Annotated in this window: 14 protein-coding genes and 1 pseudogene; 7 read left to right on the top strand and 8 right to left on the bottom strand. The window is 63.5% G+C overall.

Annotated features, from left to right (window positions below; genetic code table 11):
* The first annotated feature begins 144 nt into the window (after window positions 1–144).
* Together HA052_RS25330 and HA052_RS25325 are read left to right on the top strand one after the other, a co-directional pair.
* Complete coding sequence (locus tag HA052_RS25330) at window positions 145–804, top strand: PadR family transcriptional regulator (RefSeq protein ID WP_166454151.1); 660 nt, start codon at window positions 145–147, stop codon at window positions 802–804.
* A 154-nt stretch (window positions 805–958) separates the two neighbouring features.
* Window positions 959–1,768: a siderophore-interacting protein gene (locus tag HA052_RS25325; protein ID WP_166454150.1), complete on the top strand. Its 810-nt coding sequence runs from the start codon at window positions 959–961 to the stop codon at window positions 1,766–1,768.
* A gap of 47 nt (window positions 1,769–1,815) precedes the next feature.
* On the opposite strand, the gene HA052_RS25320 is transcribed toward HA052_RS25325, so the two are convergent.
* From HA052_RS25320 to kdoO, 4 genes are all read right to left on the bottom strand, one after another.
* Window positions 1,816–2,160: a fucose-binding lectin II gene (locus tag HA052_RS25320; RefSeq protein WP_019102018.1), complete on the bottom strand. Its 345-nt coding sequence runs from the start codon at window positions 2,158–2,160 to the stop codon at window positions 1,816–1,818.
* 314 nt (window positions 2,161–2,474) lie between these two features.
* Entirely contained in the window at window positions 2,475–4,121 is a 1,647-nt protein-coding gene (ushA, locus tag HA052_RS25315; RefSeq protein WP_166454149.1) for a bifunctional UDP-sugar hydrolase/5'-nucleotidase UshA, read from the bottom strand.
* Between the two features lie 127 nt (window positions 4,122–4,248).
* Window positions 4,249–5,934 carry a glutamine--tRNA ligase/YqeY domain fusion protein gene (locus HA052_RS25310; RefSeq protein WP_166454148.1) on the bottom strand — a complete coding sequence of 562 codons (1,686 nt, stop codon included), beginning with the start codon at window positions 5,932–5,934 and terminating at the stop codon, window positions 4,249–4,251.
* Window positions 5,935–6,030: 96 nt separating this feature from the next.
* A complete protein-coding gene (kdoO, locus tag HA052_RS25305; protein ID WP_166454147.1) occupies window positions 6,031–6,885 on the bottom strand; it encodes a Kdo hydroxylase KdoO in 855 nt (284 codons plus the stop codon).
* Window positions 6,886–7,261: 376 nt separating this feature from the next.
* Between kdoO and HA052_RS25300 the strand changes: the two genes are divergently transcribed.
* Both HA052_RS25300 and HA052_RS25295 read left to right on the top strand, forming a co-directional pair.
* Entirely contained in the window at window positions 7,262–9,541 is a 2,280-nt protein-coding gene (locus HA052_RS25300; RefSeq protein WP_166454146.1) for a YgiQ family radical SAM protein, read from the top strand.
* Window positions 9,542–9,638: 97 nt separating this feature from the next.
* Window positions 9,639–11,114: a protein adenylyltransferase SelO gene (locus HA052_RS25295; RefSeq protein WP_166454145.1), complete on the top strand. Its 1,476-nt coding sequence runs from the start codon at window positions 9,639–9,641 to the stop codon at window positions 11,112–11,114.
* 60 nt (window positions 11,115–11,174) lie between these two features.
* On the opposite strand, the gene HA052_RS25290 is transcribed toward HA052_RS25295, so the two are convergent.
* Entirely contained in the window at window positions 11,175–11,498 is a 324-nt protein-coding gene (locus HA052_RS25290) for a DMT family transporter (RefSeq protein WP_166454144.1), read from the bottom strand.
* Window positions 11,499–11,754: 256 nt separating this feature from the next.
* Here HA052_RS25290 and HA052_RS25285 point away from each other — a divergent pair, with 256 nt between their 5' ends.
* A complete protein-coding gene (locus HA052_RS25285) occupies window positions 11,755–11,967 on the top strand; it encodes a hypothetical protein (protein WP_166454143.1) in 213 nt (70 codons plus the stop codon).
* A gap of 82 nt (window positions 11,968–12,049) precedes the next feature.
* Here the strand turns inward: HA052_RS25285 and HA052_RS25280 are convergent, their stop codons facing one another.
* A complete protein-coding gene (locus tag HA052_RS25280; protein WP_166454142.1) occupies window positions 12,050–12,559 on the bottom strand; it encodes a GNAT family N-acetyltransferase in 510 nt (169 codons plus the stop codon).
* A 183-nt stretch (window positions 12,560–12,742) separates the two neighbouring features.
* On the opposite strand from HA052_RS25280, the gene HA052_RS25275 reads away from it, so the two are divergent.
* On the top strand, window positions 12,743–13,522 hold the full coding sequence (locus HA052_RS25275) for an HAD-IIB family hydrolase (protein WP_166454141.1): 780 nt from the start codon (window positions 12,743–12,745) through the stop codon (window positions 13,520–13,522).
* Between the two features lie 159 nt (window positions 13,523–13,681).
* Window positions 13,682–15,028, top strand: a complete 1,347-nt coding sequence (locus tag HA052_RS25270; RefSeq protein WP_166454140.1) for an HD-GYP domain-containing protein — start codon at window positions 13,682–13,684, stop codon at window positions 15,026–15,028.
* 46 nt (window positions 15,029–15,074) lie between these two features.
* Here the strand turns inward: HA052_RS25270 and HA052_RS28405 are convergent, their stop codons facing one another.
* Both HA052_RS28405 and HA052_RS28400 read right to left on the bottom strand, forming a co-directional pair.
* Complete coding sequence (locus HA052_RS28405) at window positions 15,075–16,379, bottom strand: calcium-binding protein (RefSeq protein ID WP_501037522.1); 1,305 nt, start codon at window positions 16,377–16,379, stop codon at window positions 15,075–15,077.
* 747 nt (window positions 16,380–17,126) lie between these two features.
* Window positions 17,127–17,675 (bottom strand): annotated as a pseudogene (locus HA052_RS28400) (SPM autocatalytic domain-containing protein); the annotation flags it as partial.
* Window positions 17,676–18,054: the final 379 nt, after the last annotated feature.

Genomic DNA, 18,054 nt, shown 5'->3' with positions numbered 1-18,054 from the left:
GCCGCCTCCGGGCGGTTTTTCTTTGTTAACCGCCCCTACCTCGCGCCAAAAACGCCACAATCCAATACGGATCCCGCAGCGTCAACTTGACTTTTATATATCGAAAAACATATCTTAAGATATATTTTCTTCAGGAGAGCCGCCATGCCTCACCGCCTCGACACCCTCCACCGCCGCCTGGGCGGACGCCACGCGCGCCATCGCCTCCACGCCATGGCCGGACACGGCCACGGCGGCGGCCATGGCCGACACGGAGGTTTCGGCGGCTTTGGCGGCGGCGACGACGAAAGCATGACCCGCGGCCGAAAATTCAGCTCCGACGAACTGCAACTGCTCTTATTGACTCTGCTGGAAGAACGTCCCAGCCACGGCTACGAACTCATCAAGGCGCTGCAAAGCCGCAGCAACGGCTTTTACAGCCCCAGCCCCGGCATGGTCTACCCGGCGCTGACCTACCTGGAAGAACTGGGCCATATCTCGGTGAGCGAGGAAGGCAAGCGCAAATGCTATGCGCTGACGGAGGCCGGCCGCGACTATCTGAAACAGAACCGCGAACAAGTGGAATGGATGATGGCGCGGCTGCAGCACATCGCGCGCAAGATGAACTCCATCCGCCGCGCGCTGACCGGGGAAATGCCGCCGCCGGACGACGCCGTCGGCAGTTGGATTCCGGAACTGACCCGGGCCCGCGGCGAATTGAAGCAAGCGCTGATGCGAACCGCCAACGTAGACGAGGACGAACAGCGCCGCATCGCCGCTATTCTGCGGCAGGCCTGTGAGCAAATTCTGGGCGACACCGGCTAAGACCCGCCAACAAAACCCCTGATCCTGCGTTGCGCCTCCTTGTCGTACCACTTGTACTGCCTGCGTCGGTGCGCCTTGGCTCAGGTACGCTGCGCGGTTTTGTTAGCGGCTCTAACCCCACGCGCCCAGCCACGACTTCAAGACAGGACACCCGATGACCACACCCGAACTGACCGTGCAACGCCTGCGCCATCCGCTGCGCTTCCGCCTGCTGCAAGTGCGCGCCATCCGCTCGCTCGGCCCCAAACTGCTCCGCGTCACCCTGGGCGGCGAGGAGCTGGCAGGCTTCGCCACCGCCTCCTTCGACGACCACCTCAAAGTGTTTTTCCCCGAACACCCGGACGGCAAACCCGCGCTGCCGACGCTGGTGGACGAAACCCTGATTTACCCCGAAGGCCAGCCCCGCCCGACCGCGCGCGACTACACCCCCTGCCGCTTCGATCCGGAACGGCAGGAACTGGACCTGGAGTTCGTGCTCCACGATGCCGGTCCCGCCACCAGCTGGGCGGCTCAGGCCAAGCCCGGCCAATACCTGGGCATAGGCGGCCCGCGTGGCTCCTTCGTCATCCCGGCGGACTTCGACTGGCACCTGCTGATCGGGGACGAATCCGCGCTGCCGGCCATCCGCCGCCGCCTGGCCGAACTGCCGCCCACGGCCAAGGTCGTGGCTCTGCTGCAAACCAGCGAGGCGGACGAGCGCTGCGAACTGCCGCCCCACCCCAACGCCGACATCCGCTGGGTGCATCAGGACGCCGCCGACTCGGAACCGGCGCTGCTCTCCGCGCTCAAGCAACTGGCGCTGCCGGCGGGGGAAGGCTTTGTCTGGGCCGCCGGCGAATACCACGCCATCCGCGCGGTGCGCGTGCATCTGCGCGAGGAGCGCGGCATAGACAAGAGCCGCATCCGCGCCGCCAGCTACTGGCGCGAAGGCAAGGCCGCCAGCCACGAAACGCTGGAAGACTGAAACGATAAAGCCCCCGCGAGGGGGCTTTGTTCATTCGCCGGACCCGCTTAACCCAGCGGCCAGTTCAACACCACGATCGAATCGTTGTAATCCTGATCCGCGCCGTCTTCCGCGCCCACCAAGGCCAGGTTCAGGCGGTTGGCCAGCACCACTTGGCTGGACACCAGGTCAGATTGCTTGCCGTTCACCGTCACCGCGATCCGCACCGCGCCGGAACCGGAATTGATCACCCGGGTGCCCAGGTTGCGGTCGTCCACGCCGCTGCCGCTGAAGGTGGCGCGCGGTTCGTTGTCCACGTACACGGTGATGTTTTGCTGATAAGCCGCATTGGTCAACGCGGTCACGCCGAAGTTGATGCGCGGGGGAAGGGTGAATACGCCTTGTTGTGCCATGATCGTTCTCCTAAGGATTCAAACGTCCAACTCGCGACCGCCGTCATCAGCGGCCGCTGCCTCCATTACCGTAGGCAAGCGCGCCCGCATATTCACCGGACCCAAAGGCCAGCAAGAAAAAACCGCAGCCTGGGCTGCGGTTTGACGCGTATTAGAACGTGTTTACGATCTCGCGAGCTAAGGTGAGACAAGGCGAAAACAGCTGAGAAAGCGGAGTGTACACACGGTACATGAGCATTTCGAAGTTGCACTCACCGAGCCACGTTTCACGACGCGCAGCAGATCGTAAACAGGTTCTTAACGGAAAATCGCGCTCAGTTGCGCGTCACCGCGTCGCCGGGCGCATAAGCCGCGGCGTCTATGGGCGAATGCGCGGCGATGTATTCGCGCAGCATCTCGGCGTCGACGAAACCGGAGTTGACGTAGCCCGGATGCTTGTTCATCAGCGGGTAGCCGTCGCCGCCGGCGGCGATGAAGCTGTTGATCGCCATCCGGTAAGTCTTGGCCGGATCGATAGCTTGACCGCCGATCAACGCCTGCTGCAACTGGCCGCCGACAATGCGCAGCTTGACGCCGGCAAACTGGCCGAAGGCGCCCGCGCCGGGCGTCATGCTCGCGGCGGTCTTCAAGTAGTCCAGCGCCTCCCGGCCGTTCAGGTCCACGTAGGCCAGGGTGCTGCCGAAGGGGAACACCTTCAACACATCGCGGTAGTTGATCGCGCCGGCCGGCAACGAATCGCGGATGCCGCCGGAGTTGGATACGGCGAAGTCCGCCTTGACCTTGTCCATCATCACCCGGCCGACGAACACGCCCAGATTGGTGGGCTGGCTGCGCACCACGCCGCGGTCGCCGTCCAGCTTGGCGCTGGTCCGGCCCACCGGCACATCCAGCGCCGCCTGGCCCTTGTTCTGATAGCTTTGCAGGAAGTTGCGCAGCTTGCCGTCTTCTTCGATCAGCTGGGTATACGGCACTTTCCGTTCCTTGCCGTCCTCGCCCTTGACGGTTTTTTTCAGATTCACCGGCATCAACTGGTATTTGGAGAGCTTGAGCTTGCCGTTGCGGAACTCGAAATCGGCGCGGCCCACGTATTTGCCCCACTCGTGCGCCTGCACGATCCAGGCGCCGTTCTGACGATCCGGCGCGCAGGGAGTGCCCGGCACGTAGGCGTCGTCGCGCTGATTCTCCGCCTTCATGCACACCGGGTTCTGGCTGTGGCCGCCCACAATCAGGTCCAGCCCCTTCACCGCGCGCGCCATTTCCACATCGCCCGGCGCGTTCACGCCGTGCTGGCCGTCGGTGTAATGGCCCATATGGGTGGCGGCGATGACGATGTCGGCCTTTTGGCGCAACTCCGGCACCAGCATGCCGGCCTCGGCGATCGGGCTGCGGAACTCGATGCCCTTGACCTGCTCCGGGTTCACCATCTTGGCAGTGTCGTCGGTGGTCAGGCCCAGCACCGCCACTCTCACCCCGCCCAGATTGAACATCGCGTAGGGATCGAATAGGCGCTTGCCGTCCTGGTAGATATTGGCGGACAGCATGGGGAAGTTGATCCACTGACGCTGCTTCATCAGCACCGGCACCGGCTTGTCGAACTCGTGATTGCCCACCGCCATCGCGTCGTAGCCGATGCGGCTCATGCCGCGGAAGTCCGGCTCCGCGTCCTGCAGATCGGATTCCGGCACCCCGGTGTTGATGTCGCCGCCGGACAGCAGCAGCATGTAGCCGCCGTCGGCCTTGACCTCGGCGCGCACCTGGTCCACCAACGTCTTTTGCGCGGCCAGCCCGTATTCGCCGTCGCTATTGGGCCAGAAACGACCGTGGTGGTCGTTGGTGTGCAGGATGGTGATTTTGTAAGTCTTGTCTTCAACGAAATTGCCCTTGCCAGGCGTGGCGGCGCAGGCGGAGAGCAGGCCGGCGGCCAGCAGGGACAGGGCAAGCGGTTTCACGGACAGTTTCATCGTTAATCCTCGTTCTTATGCATGCGGCGGCTTGCGCAAGCCGCAAAAATGGCGGACTCGCGGGCCCGCCATTGCTGGAAGTCATACGCTGGCCGGATACGCAAAGCGCCCAGCCAGGCGCCGGCGCTTATTTACTCCAGCTGTCCTTCAAGCCCACGGTGCGGTTGAACACCGCCTTGTTGCCGGCCTGGTGGTCGTGGCGGTCGGTGACGAAGTAGCCCAGGCGTTCGAACTGGAAGCGGGACTCCGGTTCGGCCTTCAACACCGCGTCTTCGACGTAGGCGGTGACGACGCTCAGCGATTCGCCGTTCAGGAACTGGCGGAAATCGACATACTCGCCGTCTTCGCCGCGCACCGCGTCCGGACGCGGCTCGGTGAACAGACGCTCGTACCAGCGCACTTCGGCCTGGATCGCGTGTTCGGCGGACACCCAGTGAATCACGCCCTTGACCTTGCGGCCTTCCGGGTTCTTGCCCAGGGTGTCGTGGTCGATCGAACACTTCAGCTCAATGACCTCGCCAGCGGCGTCCTTCACCACTTCCTCGCACTTGATCACGTAGGAGTAGCGCAAGCGCACTTCGCCGCCGGCGGTCAGGCGCTGCCACTTGGGCGGCGGCACCTCGGCGAAATCATCCTGTTCAATCCAGATTTCGCGGGCAATCGGCACTTCTCGCTCGCCAAACTCGGGATGATGCGGATGAAAGGGCGCGCTGCGGCTGGCGGTCACGGCGGCGTCGTAGTTGGTCAACGTCACTTTCAAGGGTTTCACCACCGCCATCACGCGCGGAGAGTCGTTTTCCAGCGTCTCCCGCACCGCGCCTTCCAGCACGCTCATGTCAATGATGTTCTCGCCCTTGGACACCCCGATGCGCTGAGCGAACAGACGGATGCCGGCCGGGCTGAAGCCGCGGCGGCGCATGCCTTCCACCGTCGGCATGCGCGGGTCGTCCCAACCGCTCACCAGGCCGTCGTGAACCAGCGCCTGCAGCTTGCGCTTGGAAGTCAGCGCGTACAACAGTTCCAGCCGCGAGAACTCGTACTGGCGCGGATGGCAGCCGATGCTGATGTTGTCCAGCACCCAGTCGTACAAGGGGCGGTGGTCTTCAAACTCCAGCGTGCACAAGGAGTGGGTAATGCCCTCGATGGCGTCGGAAATGCAGTGGGTATAGTCATACATCGGATAGATGCACCACGCGTCGCCGGTACGGTGATGATGCGCGCGGCGGATGCGGTAGATCACCGGATCGCGCAGGTTCACGTTGCCGGAAGACATGTCTATTTTCAGGCGCAGCGTCTTGCTGCCGTCCGGGAACTCGCCGGCCCGCATGCGGGCGAACAGGTCCAGGTTTTCTTCCACGCCGCGATCGCGGAACGGGCTGTTCTTGCCCGGCTCGGTCAGACTGCCGCGGTACTGGCGCATTTCTTCGGCGTTCAGATCGCAGACGAAGGCTTTGCCGCTCTGGATCAACTCAACCGCGTAGCCGTAAAGCTGCTCGAAATAATCGGAGGCGAAACGGACGTTGCCGGCCCAGTGGAAGCCCAGCCACTCCACGCTGTCCTTGATCGACTGCACGAACTCGTCGGACTCTTTCTCCGGATTGGTGTCGTCCATGCGCAGATTGCACTTGCCCTTGTAATCATCGGCCAGGCCGAAGTTCAGGCAAATGGATTTGGCGTGACCGATGTGCAGGTAGCCGTTGGGCTCCGGCGGGAAGCGAGTGACGATGCCGCTGTGCTTGCCGGAAGCCAGGTCCTCGTCAATGATGTTGCGGATGAAATTGCTGACAACCGGCGCGTTGTTTTCCGTGCTCATTGTTTTGTGCAGTGCGATTATGACTAATCGAAGATTGTAACCGATTTCGCCACCGCTGGGAGCGGACCGGCCTCGTCCGCTTCCCGTTTCATCGCCTTACACCAAGACCTTGCCCGACAACCGCTCCAACAGCGCCAGCGGCGACTGTTGCGGTTGCGCCATCTCCGCCGCCGGCAGCCAGAAAGTCTGCTCCAGCATGAACTGACCGGACATCACCGCGTGAGACGCGTGATCGGAGAAACAGACCCAGGCGCAGCCGGGCGGAAACGGCATGGTTTCCTGCGGACATTGGCGCTGGTAATCCAGATCCGCCTTCATCGCGTCGTGCAGATGCAACATGATGTGATCGTAAGCACTGCGCTTGCGCTTGGTGATCTTCAAGGCCGCCAGCAAGGCCGCCGAACCCGGCCATTGCCGCGGCACCCGCGGCAGCATGCGCCGCGCCATATCGGTAAACGGCTCGCCCACCCGCCACACTCTGGGCTCGCCATGCGGGTTGATGTTGCAGAACACCCGCAGAATGCGTTCGCCGTAATTGGGGCGGGACGGAAACGCGTCTACATGCAGCCGGCTGTCGTCCTTGCGCCAGGACGTCCGGCGGTTCTCCACTCGCATCAACCGCAGGCTGGTGGGCGCAGCGCGCAGCTTGCCCTGATATTCCGGCAACAATCGCGCGGCCAGGTCCGCGGCGGCCCGCTGGTAACGCGAGATCAAGCCGCGCACCTCAGCCTCTCGTGCCGCGCCGCCCGCCACACCATGCAAGGCGCCGTTGTCCGGCTCCAGGCTGATGTTCTTGCGCTTGGGATCGGCGATGACCGGGTCCAGCAAGCGCTCCTCCTCGGCCAGCAACTTGAAATCGAAACGGGGCAGATACAAAACCTTGCCCTGCTCCAATTCATCCACATAGCGGCCTTGCGCCGCCTCATCCACCAATACGATCTGGCTCGTCATATTGAGCTCCTACCTAAAACAATGATTTCCCTCGCGGAAGGAGCTGCGGATATAAGGGACTGACGCCCAGGCCGGCCCGGCTTTACCTGCCTCTCTCCTCCGGCCGCGCCATGGCGGCCGCTCGGCAAGCCGTTTCCGGCCTGGCGAATGGGCCGCTAGGATACGCCTGCGGCAGGGGAATGTCATGCGGGAACCCCGGCGTCCCGTTCCTGCGACCAGGACGCGCAGCGCCTTGATTTTGATAAGCAAAACCTCCCCTCCGGCAAAACCCTACTGCAACCAAGGCAATTCCCAATAAAAAACAAGCGCTTATTCCACAAGCAAGGCGCAACTATGGCATAATGTCGGGTTGCTCGAACTTCAGTCCATTGCCAGCATGACGACCGCACACGCCGCCAAACCGATCACCTCCTACCGCAAGTACTGGGCCAGCCGCTTCGGCCCCGCCCCGTTCCTGCCGATGACCCGCGCCGAAATGGACCAGCTGGGCTGGGATTCCTGCGACATCATCCTGATCACCGGCGACGGTTATATCGACCACCCCAGCTTCGGCATGGCGCTGGTGGGCCGGCTGCTGGAAGACCAGGGCTTCCGCGTGGGCATCATCTCCCAGCCGGACTGGCACTCCGCGGACGCCTTCCGCGAACTGGGCAAGCCCAATCTGTTCTTCGGCGTCACCGCCGGCAATATGGACTCGATGATCAACCGCTACACCGCGGACCGCCGCCCGCGCTCGGACGACGCCTACACCCCGCACGCCGCGGCCAACAAGCGACCGGACCGCGCCGTCACCGTCTACGCCCAGCGCTGCCGCGAGGCCTACCCCGGCGTGGGCGTGATGGTGGGCAGCATTGAAGCCAGCCTGCGCCGCATCGCCCACTACGACTACTGGAGCGAGAAAGTGCGCCCGTCGGTGCTGATCAACTCCAAGGCCGACCTGCTGCTGTACGGCAACGCCGAGCGCGCGCTGGTGGAAGTGGCGCACCGCGCCGCCAGGGGCGAAAAGCTCAGCGAGATCCGCGACGTGCGCGGCACCGCCTTCATCGCGCCGCACGGCTGGCGCCCGGATGAAGAATGGCAGGAAATGGACTCCAGCGTGGTGGACCTGCCGGGCAAGGTGGATGCCCACCTCAATCCCTACCAGGAAATCCCGGAACAGGCGGCCGAAGCCACCAAGGATCAGGACCCGTCCAAGCCGCAGGTGATTCGCATAGAATCCCGCGAAGAACGCCTGGCCAAGCGCCGCGCCGAACGCGCCAAGACCGTGATCCGCATCCCGGCCTACGAGGCCGTAGCCCACGACCCGGTGCTCTACGCCCACGCCAGCCGCACCCTTCACCTGGAATCCAACCCCGGCAACGCCCGCGCGCTGGTGCAGATGCACGGCGAGCGCGACGTGTGGCTGACCCCGCCGCCCATTCCGCTGACCACCGAGGAAATGGACCACGTCTACGGCCTGCCCTACGCCCGCAATCCGCACCCCAGCTACGGCGACGCCAACATCCCGGCCTGGGAAATGATCAAGTACTCGGTCAACATCATGCGCGGCTGTTTCGGCGGCTGTACCTTCTGCTCCATCACCGAACACGAAGGCCGCATCATCCAGAGCCGCTCCGAGGAATCCATCCTCAAGGAAATCGAGGAAATCCGCGACAAGACCCCGGGCTTCACCGGCCACATCTCGGACCTGGGCGGCCCCACGGCCAATATGTACCGCCTCTCCTGCAAGGACCCGAAGATCGAGCGCTCCTGTAGGAAGCTGTCCTGCGTGTTCCCGGACATCTGTGAAAACCTGAACACCGACCACAGTCACCTGATCCAGCTCTACCGCAAGGCGCGCGCGCTGCCGGGCGTGAAGAAGATCAACATCCAGTCCGGCCTGCGCTACGACCTGGCCGTGCGCTCGCCCGAGTACATCAAGGAACTGGTGCAGCACCATGTGGGCGGCTATCTGAAGATCGCCCCGGAACACACCGAGGACGGCCCGCTGTCCATGATGATGAAGCCGGGCATGGGCGCGTACGACAAGTTCAAGGAACTGTTCGAACGCTTCAGCCGTCAGGCCGGCAAGGAACAGTATCTGATCCCCTACTTCATCGCCGCCCACCCCGGCACCAGCGACGAAGACATGATGAACCTGGCGCTGTGGCTGAAGAAGAACAACTTCCGCCTGGACCAAGTGCAAACCTTCACCCCCACGCCGATGGCGATGGCCACCACCATGTGGCACACCCGCCGCAACCCGCTGAAGCGCTTGAGCCGCAGCTCGGAAAAAGTGGACGTGGTGCGCGACGGCTACCGCCGCAAGCTGCACAAGGCCTTCCTGCGCTACCACCACCCGGACAACTGGCAGATCCTCCACGACGCGCTGATCCAGATGGGCCGTAGCGACCTGATCGGCCACAGCAAGCACTGCCTGATTCCGCCGACGCCGCCGGGCGACAAGGCCGCCGCCGTGCGCCACCGCATGGGTGCGCCGCTGTCGCGCAACAAGGCCCCAGGCCAGCGCGCCGCCGCCCCCGCCGGTCACGGACAGCGCGGCAAGCCTGCGCAGGCCAAAGCCATGGCCAAGCCCGGGGCCAGCCAAGCGCCGGCCGGACGCGGCAAGCCCGCGAAACCCGGCAGCAAACCGGCCGGCAAGGGCCGCAGCCGTTAAACCCAGCCGCCTACGGGCGGCTTTTTGCCGGCCGGCGGCCGGGCACTTTGCCCCGCCGCCGGCGTCTCAATCCCATATCCCGCCCAGCGAGCCCGCCATGATCCGCATCGACTTCGACCACAGCTACGCCCGCGACCTGCCCGACGCCTGCGCGCCGGTCCAGCCCGAACGCCCGCCCGCGCCGACCCTGCTGTACTGGAACGCCGAGCTGGCGCAAGAACTGGGCCTGGACAGCGGCCAGGCCGACGCCGCCGAACTGGCCGCCGCCTTCTCCGGTGCCACGCTGCCCGCTGGCGCCAAGCCGGTGGCCCAAGCCTATGCCGGCCACCAGTTTGGCGGCTTGTCGCCGTCGCTGGGCGACGGCCGCGCGCTGCTGCTGGGTGAAGTCATGGACCGCAACGGCCAACGCCGCGACATCGCCTTCAAGGGCAGCGGCCGCACTCCGTTCTCGCGCCGCGGCGACGGCAAGGCCGCGGTGGGGCCGATGCTGCGCGAACTGATCATAGGCGAAGCCATGCACGCGCTCGCCATCCCCAGCACCCGCGCGCTGGCCGTCACCGCCACCGGCGAAACCGTCTACCGCGAACAAGCGCTGCCCGGCGCGGTGCTGACCCGCGTCGCCGCCAGCCACCTGCGCGTCGGCACCTTCCAGTACTTCGCCCTCCGCGGCGAACGCGACATGCTGCGTCGGCTGGCCGATTACACCCTGGCGCGCCACTACCCCGAACTGGCCTGCGCCGAGCAACCCTATTTGGCGCTGCTGCAAGCGGTGGCGGAACGCCAGGCCGAACTGATCGCCCGCTGGATGCACGCCGGCTTCATCCACGGCGTGATGAACACCGACAATATGGCGCTCAGCGGCGAAACCATAGACTACGGCCCCTGCGCCTTCATGGACGTCCACCACCCGTCCACCGTGTTCAGCTCCATAGACAGCGGCGGCCGCTACGCCTACGGCAACCAGCCGGCCATCGCCCAATGGAACCTGGCCCGGCTGGCGGAAACCCTGCTGCCGCTGCTGGACCCAGACGAACCCAAGAACGCGGTGCCGGCGGCCACCGCCGTCATCGAAGACTTCGCCGAGCGCTACCAGACCCACTGGCTGCAACAGGCGCGCCGCAAGCTGGGCCTGAGCCAGGCGCAGGACATCGACCAGGAGCTGGCCGAAGACTGGCTGGCGCTGCTGGCGCGCCAAGACGCCGACCACACCCTGGCCTGGCGCCGGCTGGCCGACGCCGCCGAAGGCCAAGACCAAACACTGACTCAGCTCTTCAACGACCCGGCCGCCGCCGCGCCCTGGCTGACGCGCTGGCGCCAGCGGCTGGACGCCGAACCGCAAGCCGCCGCCGAACGCGCCGCCGCGCTGCGCCAGGCCAACCCGCTCTACATCCCGCGCAACCACTTGGTGGAAGAAGCGCTGGCCGCCGCCAGCGACCACGGCGACATGGGCCCGACGCTGGCGCTGCTGGATGCGCTGCGTCAACCGTTCACCGAACGCGCCGGCCTGGAGCGCTACACACTGCCGGCCGCGCCGGAAGTGGCACAAGGGTATCGGACCTTCTGCGGCACCTAAGCGCTTCCTGACACGACAAGGGCAAGCTCGGCGGCTTGCCCTTGCTACGCCTCCCACCCCTCAAGCGCTCTGGCTCAAATTCAACAACACCACGCCGACAACGATGAAGCCCACACCCAGCACCTTCATCAAGGAAGCGCCCTCGTTGAAAATCCACACCCCCAGCAAGGCGGTGGCGGCCGTGCCCACCCCAGCCCATACCGCATAAGTCAGGCCGATTTCCAGCTTCTTGCTCACCAAGCCCATCAGCCAGATCGCCAATAGATAACACACGCCCATCGATAGGGTGGGCCATAGCCGCGTCAGCCCATGAGACGCCTTCAGAAGCAGCGTGCCCACCACCTCCGCGGCAATGGAACACGTCAGCAATAGCCAAGGATTCATGTTTGCCTCCCCAAACAACAGCGCCGCCAGGATGGGCTGCGCGCAAAGACAAACTAATCCAGACAAGTCCAACACGGCAATTCCACACGGCCGGCAATGCCCCGCGGCATTGACCGTCCTCTAGCACGCTGCTAGATTCCGCCATGGTGCTGAACACACCTGTCAGGCGAAACCCGCGCTCGTCAGTCGCGGCTTCTCAGTCCTATTCCGAACGCACCGTTAAAGTGACCCCGGAACGCCATGTCAGGCGTTCATCATGGATAAACATTCCATCCCCGCTGCCCCTCTCTCCAAACTAGAAACCGCGGACGCGCTGGCCAACGGCCTGGAAGCGCTGGATTTGCCGCGCCCGGATCTGGCGCAGCTCAAGGGCCTGTGTCTGGCGGCCGCCTGGATTGCCGACAAGTACCATAATTATCTGGAGGCAATGTGGCAGGAGGAGACCCGTAGCGGGACCATGCGGTTCTGAACCGGCCGCTGAACGGAAAAGGCGCAAGGCTTGATGCCTTGCGCCTTGCAATTGGCCACTCTTGCAGACTGCTCAACAGCCTTCAAGCCAGCCGCATCTCCATCACATCGTCGTCCATCACAAAGCCGTTGCCGATGTCGAACACCGCCTGCTCCCGCAAGGTAAAACCACGCTGCTTATACACCGCGATGGCGCCGGCGTTGTGCTTGTTCACCGTCAAGACCAGGGTATGGCAGCCGCGCTGCCGTGCCGCCCGCTCCACCGCGTCCAGCATATAAGCACCCAGGCCGCGGCCGCGCGTCTCCGCCAATAAATACAGCTGCTCCAGCTTCATCTCGCCCGGCGTCGCCGTCAGCGCGTAACTGCAATAGCCCACCACCCGGCCATCCAGCTTCAATAGCCCAAACCAGCGATCCGGCGCGTCCAGATAAGCGGACAGCTTCTCAGGGACATAGCGGCCGGCCAGCATGTATTCGATCTGCTCGCGGCTGATCATGCTGATGAAATGCTGATGCCAGATCTCGCCGGCCAGTTCGGCCAGGGCGGAAAAATCGGCGGCGGTCAACGGTTCCAGGCAAATGTTTTGGCTCATGCGCGGCACTCTCCAGTTTTCATAGGGTCACTCACTGACAATGCGGACAAGTGCCGGTATTCACAAGTCCAAGGCCCGCCAGTTTGGCGCGGCCGTTTCACTCGACCCAACAAGACAGTTGGAATACAAACATCATAAAATGGCGGCCCTTGCCAGCCGCCCACCTTCCCGTAGCGAGACCCCATGCACTTCATCTTCGATATCGACGGCACCCTTTGCTTCAACGGCAGAACCATCAGCCCGGCCATCCAGGACGCGCTGGACAGCCTGCGCCGGCACGGCCACCAGCTCGGCTTCGCCTCCGCCCGTCCCTACCGCGACATCCTGCCCTTGCTGGACACCCGTTTTCACGACACGCTGATCGTCGGCGCCAACGGCGCGATGAGCCATCAGCAAGGTCAGCTGCGCCGGCTGACCCCCATCCCGGACCCGGTGTTCGCCGACATCACCCAACTGGCGCAGCGCTTTGCAGCGTCCTACCTGGTGGACCTGTGTTGGGACTACCACTACAGCGGCGACGCCAGCCATCCCTTCCTCAGCAAGGTGGACCCCGGCAAGCTGGCCAAGCGCGTCGGCGCCGAACACATCCGCCAGCCGGCCAAATTGCTGATCACCGCCTGCGCCGACGTCCCCGGCCTGCATCGGGAACTGGACGCCCACGCCGGTGTGGAACTACACCACCACTCCGACGAACAGATCTTCGACATCACCGCCACCGGCGTTAGCAAGATGACGGCGCTGCGCCAATGCGGCATCGCCGCCGAGGAACTGATCTGCTTCGGCAACGACAGCAACGACGTCAGCATGTTCCTGGAGGCCGGCCACTCGGTGCAGGTGGGCTCCCATCCGCGGCTAGCCGAGCTGGCCAGCGAGCGGCTGCCGCTGGGCCAGGACATCGAAGCGCGGCTGGTGGACACCATCTCGCGGCTGAGCCGCGAGCGCACGCCGGCGCGGCGGGATTGAAAAAACGCGCTCCGCCGAGGATAAAGAAGGTAAGAGCCGCTCACAAAAACCCTGATGCCGCGTTGTACCGACTTGCCTCAGGTTCTCTGCGAAATTTTGTGAGCGGCTCCAAATAGGTTCCCGCAGTCTCCCTGCCCGCCTCAACCCCGTGGAGCGCCCATGGCCGCCACCTTGAAGCTGTCCGAACTGATCAGCTCGCTCAGCTACGCGCTGGACATCACCGAAGGCCAGCCCGAGGGCCACTGCATCCGCAGCTGCTGGATAGGCATGCATATCGGCCAATACATCGATCTGCCGCCGCAGCGGCTATGGGATTTGTACTACGCCATCCTGCTCAAGGACCTGGGCTGCAGCAGCAATGCGGCGCGCATCAGCGAGTTGTACCAAACCGATGACCGCAGCTTCAAACAGGACTTCAAGCAAGTGGGCGCCAGCCTGCCGCAAATGCTGGGCTTCGTATTCAAGAACACCGGCACCCACAGCGCGGGTTGGGCGCGGCGCGCGGCCTCCATCCTCAACGTGCTGCGCCATGGCAAGGCGATGGCGGACGAGTTGATCAACACCCGCTGCCACCGCGGCGCCGACATCGCCCGCCAGCTGCGCTTCAATGAAAACGTGGCGCGCGGCATCCAATCGCTGGACGAACACTGGGACGGCTCCGGCAGGCCGCTGGGCCTACGCGGCGACACCATCCCGCTGAACTCCCGCATCGCTCTGCTGGCTCAGGTGATAGACGTGTTCCACATCACCCACGGCCGCCAAGCGGCGCTGGACCAAGCACTGCGCCGCGCCGGCGGATGGTTCGACCCGGAACTGGTGGCCGCCTTCCGCCGGGTGGCGACCCGGCCGGACTTCTGGCGGCAGCTGGAAGCCGACGACATCGACCAGGCGGTGCTGAGGCTGGAGCCGGCCCAATACGCGGTGCCGCTGGACGAGGACTATCTGGATGAAATCGCCGAAGGCTTCGGCCAGGTGGTGGATTCCAAAAGCCCGTTCACCGCCGGCCACAGCCAAAGGGTGGGCCATTACGCAGACCAGATCGCCGCGGAGCTGGAACTGGGCCTGGAGCGACGGCGCTGGCTGAAACGCGGCGCGCTCTTGCACGACGTGGGCAAACTGGGCGTCAGCAACACCATACTGGACAAGCCCGGCAAGCTGGAGGCGAACGAATGGGAAGCGGTCAAACGCCACGCCGGCTACACTGAGGCCATTCTGGGCCGCATCGAACACTTCGCCGAACTGGCCTGGGTGGCCGGCGCCCACCACGAGCGCCCGGACGGCGGCGGCTACCCGCGCGGCCTGTCCGGCGACGCCATCGCGCTGGAAACCCGCATCATCACCGCCGCGGACATCTTCGACGCCATCAACGCGGAACGCCCCTACCACCCGGCCACCCCCGCGCCGCAAACGCTGGACATCATGCGCCGACACCTGGGCAGCGCCATCGACCCCGCCTGCTTCGCCGCGCTGGAACAGGTGCTGCGCCAGGAAGGCGCGCTGTCTTGAGCACATGAAAAAAGCCGGCCCCGCGGGGCCGGCTCGCCGTATCGGCTCAATGCCAGCTGCTGGCCAACACCGGCTGCAAACTGGCTTGGTAATCCGCCGGCAAAGCGGACTGCCCGCCAGCCGGCGGATTGAAGGCCGCCATCGCGTCCACCAAGGCCTGTACCTGGCTGGCCGCCAGCGTCTTACCATCGCCGGTCTTGATCAACTCGATCTGATAGGCCTTGTCGGCAAACCAATGATTGACCGTCACCTTGTCATCCGAGCCGATAACGGACAGCTCCAGGCTATCGCCACTGCGGCGGAACCAGAGCTGATCGGCGTTGATGCCGGAGCCGAAGCGCAACTCGTCGCGGAAGCTAGCATCCCAGTCAGCATGGTTGCGGTAATTACCCGCATTGTCGGTGATCACATCATGGCCATCGCCCAGATTGAACAAATAGGTGTCGCGGGCATAACTGCCCGTTATCGTGTCGTCACCGGTCCCGCCTTCAAACGTGTTGTCCCAATACGACCAGTCGGTCGTCAGCACGTCATTGCCGGCGCCACCCCGCAGCGTGTCGGTTCCCATGCCGCCATTCAGCACGTCGTCGCCGTCGCCGCCTTCCAGCACATCGTTGCCGTCGCCACCGTTCAACGTATCGTTGCCCGCCCCGCCCAACAAGGTGTCGTTGCCATTCCAGCCATTGAGCACATCGTCGCCCGCCCCTCCCTGCAGCAAAGCCGAGGAGCCCGCCACCACCGACAGCGTATCGTTGCCGCTGCCTCCCGCCAGCACCTGCTCATAGGTGATCTGCCGCGCATTCCACTCGCTGCCGTCGGCGAAAGTCACCCGCTCGATCCAGTACGCCTTGTCGGCAAACCAGTTCTTCACCCGCACACTGTCGCCGCCGCTGCCCACCAGGAAGAGCAGGTCATTCCCATCCTTGACCGTTTTGACGTCCTCCGCCCGGATGCCCGAGCCAAAGCGCAGCTCGTCGCGGTAGTTGGCATCCCAGTCGGCATGGTTGCGGTAGCTCCCCGCATTGTCGGTGATCACATCACGGCCATCGCCCAGATTGAACAAATAGGTGTCGCGGGCATAGCTGCCCGTTATCGTGTCGTCGCCGGTCCCGCCTTCAAACGTGTTGTCCCAATACGACCAGTCTGTCGTCAACACGTCATTGCCGGCGCCACCACGCAGCGTGTCCGTTCCCATGCCGCCATTCAGCACGTCGTCTCCGTCGCCGCCCTCCAGCACATCGTTGCCGTCGCCGCCGTTCAACGTATCGTTGCCAATGCCCCCTATCACCCAGTCATTCGCGCCGCTGCCGTTTACTTGCCCCGCACCAGCAACAATATTGATTTGCCACATTGCGCTGGCGGTGCTCATGAACTCATCGGAATAGCCGCTACTCGCCGCCAGATGGCTCAAATGCTGACGCCAATTCCACTCCTGCATCCCGGAGGTTTGTTGAAGATCTTTAATGTCCAGCATCGCTTCGCGCCAGTTGGCGTCGATACGACGCCCCATTGCGATATCCACCTTGGCGAAATCAAGCACAATGCCCTTGCCGCCAAACTTCAATTCAATCTGATCCAGGTAGGGCTTCAACAAAGTTTGCGGCAACAAAGCCTTGAACAGTTGGTCTTGCAAAGCATTGGCCGCGGCAACAACCCGCTCATACTCGGCGCGGCTGGCCAGATAGACTTTCTGGATTGGTTCGCCGGAAAAGGCGTAAAGGATTTTCAGCGGCGTGGCGTCAAAGGTTTCATTGTTCAGGTTCCAGTTCAAACTGGGCAACTGACCCGGCGTCACCGCGGTGGATCCATCAGGCGCCGGCGCCCAGACAGTTGAAAACAAGCCTTCGTCATTACTCCACTGCGGATCAGTCTTCGCCCACTCCAGCAGCAGCTGCGGCAGCAGGTCCATCTGCTGTTTGCGGGTATCCGCCTGTTGGTATTGGGTCAACAGCGCGCCCAAAGCCGGCGACAAGGCCGCGGCCTCGCGCAGTTCGCGCAAACGGCCATAGCCTTGCAGCGTCGGCAAGGCTTTCTGCGTGTCATTGAGCGGCACCGGGTTTTGATAGCGGCTGTGCAAGGGATCGAACGCCAGATTGACGTCGCCCATCTGGCCGCTGCCGCCATCCGCTTTGACGTAAGTGCCCTGCTGCACCAGCACATTATTGCCGTTCAGCGCCTGATTGCTATTGCTGAAACCGGTGTTCAAAGCCTTGATGCCCAATTGCTCCAGAGTGAACAGCTCGTCGGCGCTGCTGACGCCGTCGCCGTTCAGGTCGCGCCATACCCGCAGCGCGGCGAACTGTTGGTCGGCGGCATCCACCTTGCCGTCGCCATTGCTGTCCAGATCCGCCAACGCGGCGAAGCCATTCTTGGCCAGCTCCCCATTCGCCAGCTTGGTTCGGTCGCCGAACAATTCGGAACCGTCGTCGATAAGACCATTGCCGTTGCGGTCCAGCACCAGGAAGCCATCGTCGGACTTGACCCAGCCGGAAGCGGTGCGGATGCCGTCGCCATCGTGATCCCACATCGCGCCGCCCTGACGGTTACTGGCCAGGGTTTCGATGCCATCGCCGTCCAGATCGAGGATCAGCGGGTCGTAGACGCGGTAGGTGCCGGCATGGTTAAGGTTTTTGGTTAAATCAGCCCATTGCTGAGCCTGGGGGTCCCAAAAACCATTTACAGCAGGAATACGGTTCTTAAGTAGCTCCCGTTCCTTATTAATTGATGGTATAAATTTTGAGGCATCCTCCCAAGGAGGCAAATCAGCATTATTTTCTCTAATTTTATCATACCAACTACGCCCCAGCCCCTTAACAACCTCTGATTGATCTAAGCTAAATCCAATTGCAGCACCTACAATTGCGCCAACAACAGCACCAGCAGGCCCACCAACTCCCATTCCAATTATAAAACCTGCTACAAACTCACCAGCCATTAAGCCAGCCCCATAGTTTAGCGCAGTAGCAAAAGCCTCCTTATAATTTCCTTCAGACACTTGACCTAAGTAAGAAGCTATAGTTGCAGCA

This window comes from Chromobacterium fluminis (assembly GCF_011602385.1).
In the GTDB taxonomy this organism is placed as follows: Bacteria; Pseudomonadota; Gammaproteobacteria; order Burkholderiales; family Chromobacteriaceae; genus Chromobacterium; species Chromobacterium fluminis.
Note: the sequence above shows the minus strand (reverse complement) of the source record. Positions and strands in the feature narration are given on the sequence as shown.